The following is a 3,848-nucleotide window of genomic DNA, read 5'->3' as shown; positions in this document are numbered from 1 at the left end:
CGCCGTGCATCAGGCGCAGGCTGAGGAACGGTTCTTCCCGACGCTTCTCCTTGTTGTCCCACATCGCATCGATCACCTGGACTTTATCGAGCTGCCCTACCGAGACGATGTCGTACCGGAAATAGGAGTCGCCGATGACCATATCGAAAAAGACGTTGCCCGCCGTCAGCAAACACACATTGAAACGGCCCTGGTCTTCATAACCTTCCGGCAAGAATTTGTTAATGTGGCAAAGCGCCACCTTGCGGTCTCCCAACGCCGCGCGAATTTTCTCTTTCAACGCCGGATAGTCGATCTGTAATGCCTTTTCATCGGGATTGGTAGCGGCAACCGCCGCCGTTTGTGCTTTCTCGAATATTTCATCCGCCGACATGAACCCTGCCATGATAATTACTCCTCTCCCTATTGCTGTCGTTTCTGGGCTGTCTTGACTGCGCTTGTTGCCCCGCGAACACGACCACGCATGGCTTCAGCCTTTTCCCGGTTCCACACGCGGCCGTCAACCAACGGGCTACCGTACCTGCTCAAGGATCGAGAATGCAAGGGGGAGGAGAAGGGACGGTGGCTCCTATTGAGCCGCAATAGAATAGGAAAATCGCGTCTTGCCGGATTCGTCGATCGCGGCCACGTCAAACGACCGTGACGTCACATGGACCAATCCAAAGTTGTTGTAGCCCTTTTCGTTCACCAGATTCTTTGGACGAAGATTCAGGCTCGGCAAGCTCAATCGGTTAGCGCTGGCAGAAAGGGGGCCTGCCACGAATTCATAGAAATCGGTTTTTCCATCGTCATCGGGATCATAGGCATTGGCCTGGACAAAATGGACATCCCCGGAAAGAAACACCACATTCTTCAGCTTGTGCTCCAGAATGGTGTCCACGATCACTTGACGCTCACGCTCGAAACCTGTTTGATCCGGCCCTCCAGCCCATCCGTCGTACCCAGGCTCGGACTTGGTTCCGGCTTTAGCAACTGACAGTGGCACACTTGTGGCCACAACTTTCCATGTAGCGTCTGATGACGTGAGCCCGTCTACGAGCCAGCGCAACTGCGATGGACCCAACATCGTTTTTTTCGGCCCATCCGGCTCCGCATTCCTGCTGCGATACTGCCTGGTATCGAGGAGAAATAATTCGACATCAGATCCGTAACGAATTGACCGATAGAGTCGGTGCGGATCGTTCGCGGTAGTCCGGATCGGCCAATATTCCCGAAAAGCCATCCGCCCTTCCGGCATCTGTAGCTCAGCCGGACCGGCAAAATTGTTCTTTACTTCATGATCATCCCACGTCACGTAAACGGGAACTGCCTCCAGGAATCGACGGAGGGCCGCAGCGTCTCGTTGATAGCGATGCCTCGCACGGTAGTCCGCCAAGGTCGTGGCCACGAAGTCGGCACCTGGCTCGTTGGGCGGAGAAGGACAGGTGTGGTCGGCATAGATGGTATCGCCGAGAAAGATAAAGAAATCCGGACGCTGCGCCAGCATTACGTCGAAAATTGGATAGCCGGACTCTCCCCTACGGCAATGCCCCATACCACCCAGATCCCCACTCCAGGCGAAGGTGAGAGGAATCGACAGGCTCGCATCGGGGAGTGTCGAGAACTCTCCTTTTGCGGCAAGGATCCACGACTTCTCAGAACGTGTCGAATGGGGATCGCCGATCAGAATGTGATAGCGATATCGCGTCATCGGAGAGAGTTCATCGAGAGGAATCGACGCCGTATAGTCAGTCTCGGGGCCCATCATAATAACAGGAGTACGCGCCGTCGGCGGAAAGACCGAAGCCGAGAGTGAAATTTTCTCCCACGCCTCGACAGAGGCCCATTCCACCTGCACAGCCTTCGGCCCATCAGTTCGTAGCCAGAGGATAGCGGAATGGCTTGAGACATCGCCGACCGCAATACCATGAGGCAAGGGCCCAACAATCCGGGCAGGCTTCGCGGAGACCTGCGTATCTGCAAATGGGCTTCCTGGAGGGAGTCCTTCCTTTGAGGGTGATGTGCAATTGGTGAACGCGAGAACGACGGTAAATGAACCGACTAGGCCGAGCAGTACGGCCATCTCACGAGTGACCTTCCAGAGGGGGTCCGATAAGCCAAGGAGCCACCCCCATTCTCCGTGAAATTCAAAATGGCCTAGTTGAAAAGTAAGACGATGGTCCTGCATACTGAGCCGTCGCAAGGAGTTACCCATGAGCGATTTGACCTGCATGATCCAGGGCTGTCAAGGCAAGGTGTACGCGCCAGCCGGCACCCATAGCGTCTGTAAAGAACACTTCCTCAACTTCCTGACCTGGCGCCGCCGCAAAGGCCCCCAGATGTTCACCCTCTACGCCAGCATGACCATGGAACAGCGCGACACCGTCGCCGCTGAATGGGCGAAGAACGTCATCATCGTCGAAGCGCCTACCACAACCTCAAAACCCTGACCGAAACAACTCCTGAGGTTTTTTCTCGCCAGCTCTAACGTAGAGCCTGTTGAAGGAACGAGGTCTTCTTTTTGCCGTACGTGTAACATCATGAGTTGAGAAACCTCATCTCCCAACTGTGCGCAACGATGCAGGCCCTTCTGAGAGGGCGCACCCCCCGGCCCGGAGAGCAGACCGCCTCAACCCATCACCGCCGAGCCGTGATGATGAATCATCAGCCACTCATCACCGATCCGCTCAAACAGATTCGTGGCGAGTACGCGCGCTTCCTGCGGTTCTTCCGACTGCTGACTGGTGATGTTTTCCACGCAGAGGACCCAGGCCATGTCACCAGCCACCTGAACCATGACTTCGGTCAATTCGAACTTCATCGAGAACGTGTTATTGAAGATCAACACCCAGGAATCGCGAACGTTGGGCCAGTCGGAGCGAAGACCCCAGCCCGGATGGATACAGGTCACGTATTCGAAATGGGCCCACACCTCATCCATCTTGGCAATGTCGAGGGATTGGAAAGCCTCGTAAAACCGTTGGTTGGCTTTCGTGACTTGCTCGATATACTGTTCGATCACGCGTACCTCCACAGGCAAAAGAACGGCGGGCATCTGTACGCACCTCCCTTGATTTGTGACGGAGGATGACTCGGACAGAGTCCAGCCAAGCGCGTTATCATACTGGAATCATAGGTGGAGCGCGAGAGAGAATGAGGCCGTTAGGCTTGTGTCAGCCTGGATGTTTGCAGATGCACCACCCACACGCCGGTAAGGATCAGAGCGATCCCGAGAAATTCAACGGCCCCCACGGATTCCCTGAGAATCAACGCGGAGAGTGCGACTGCAGCAACCGGCGTGAGGTTGCCCAGCACTGAAGCCCGAGAAGGGCCGATGCCCTTTACACCAAAGAGCCAAGCCTGTTGCGCGATGGCCGTAGCGAAGATGATGAGGTAGACCAGCGCCAGCCAGTCGGCGACAGCAACCGAAGCAAGACCAGCATCCAGCATTTTCGTATCGGTCAAGAGTAATGGGATTTGGAGAACTGTCGCGACGAAGAGGGTCGTCCAATTTACCGTCAACGGCGAGAGTCGCTCCATAATCGTGCGGCTCCCGATGCTATACAACGCCCAACTCACCACGCCGAGAAACACCAGCGATCCGCCAAGCAATGGTTCCTCACCCGCTGCCTGAAATCCCGCGACCGAAACCAACCCCACCCCCAGAAATGAAAGCAGGCTCCCGGCCAACACAACCCGCACAGGAACATCCTGAATCAGCAGAGAAGACAGTAACGCGGTGACGACAGGCGACGATCCGATGATGACGCCGGCAACGGCTCCGCTTACGTACTTAAGGCCGATCAGAATCAGCAGATGGTTACCCAAGACCCCGAGCCCGAGCAGACCGAGCGTCCGGAAGTCCGTCT

At 55.9% G+C, this 3,848-nt stretch carries 5 protein-coding genes; 1 reads left to right on the top strand and 4 read right to left on the bottom strand.

All coding sequences use genetic code 11. From position 1 onward, the window contains the following. On the bottom strand, positions 1–385 hold a 385-nt coding region (locus ACWVCN_RS12320), incomplete at its 3' end, for a hypothetical protein (protein ID WP_455246087.1). A 183-nt stretch (positions 386–568) separates the two neighbouring features. Beyond that, positions 569–2,194, bottom strand: coding sequence for an alkaline phosphatase D family protein (locus tag ACWVCN_RS12315; protein WP_455246085.1), 1,626 nt, complete (start codon positions 2,192–2,194; stop codon positions 569–571). On the opposite strand from ACWVCN_RS12315, the gene ACWVCN_RS12310 reads away from it, so the two are divergent. Further along, positions 2,193–2,429, top strand: a complete 237-nt coding sequence (locus ACWVCN_RS12310) for a hypothetical protein (protein ID WP_455246083.1) — start codon at positions 2,193–2,195, stop codon at positions 2,427–2,429. The genes ACWVCN_RS12315 and ACWVCN_RS12310 overlap by 2 nt on opposite strands. A 179-nt stretch (positions 2,430–2,608) precedes the next feature. Here the strand turns inward: ACWVCN_RS12310 and ACWVCN_RS12305 are convergent, their stop codons facing one another. After that, positions 2,609–3,034, bottom strand: coding sequence for a nuclear transport factor 2 family protein (locus ACWVCN_RS12305; RefSeq protein ID WP_455246082.1), 426 nt, complete (start codon positions 3,032–3,034; stop codon positions 2,609–2,611). A gap of 107 nt (positions 3,035–3,141) precedes the next feature. Next, positions 3,142–3,848: DMT family transporter (locus ACWVCN_RS12300; protein WP_455246080.1), on the bottom strand; the 707-nt coding region annotated here is incomplete at its 5' end.

It is taken from the genome of Petrachloros mirabilis (genome assembly GCF_975968855.1).
The sequence above is the reverse complement of the archived record's forward strand: the minus strand, read 5'-3'. Positions and strand labels throughout refer to the sequence as shown.

What these genes read in the sequence shown, in the direction of transcription:
- ACWVCN_RS12310 (WP_455246083.1), top strand. Translation starts at nt 2,193, where the DNA reads ATGAGCGATTTGACCTGCATGATCCAGGGCTGTCAAGGCAAGGTGTAC.
- ACWVCN_RS12315 (WP_455246085.1), bottom strand. Translation starts at nt 2,194, where the DNA reads ATGGGTAACTCCTTGCGACGGCTCAGTATGCAGGACCATCGTCTTACT.
- ACWVCN_RS12305 (WP_455246082.1), bottom strand. Translation starts at nt 3,034, where the DNA reads ATGCCCGCCGTTCTTTTGCCTGTGGAGGTACGCGTGATCGAACAGTAT.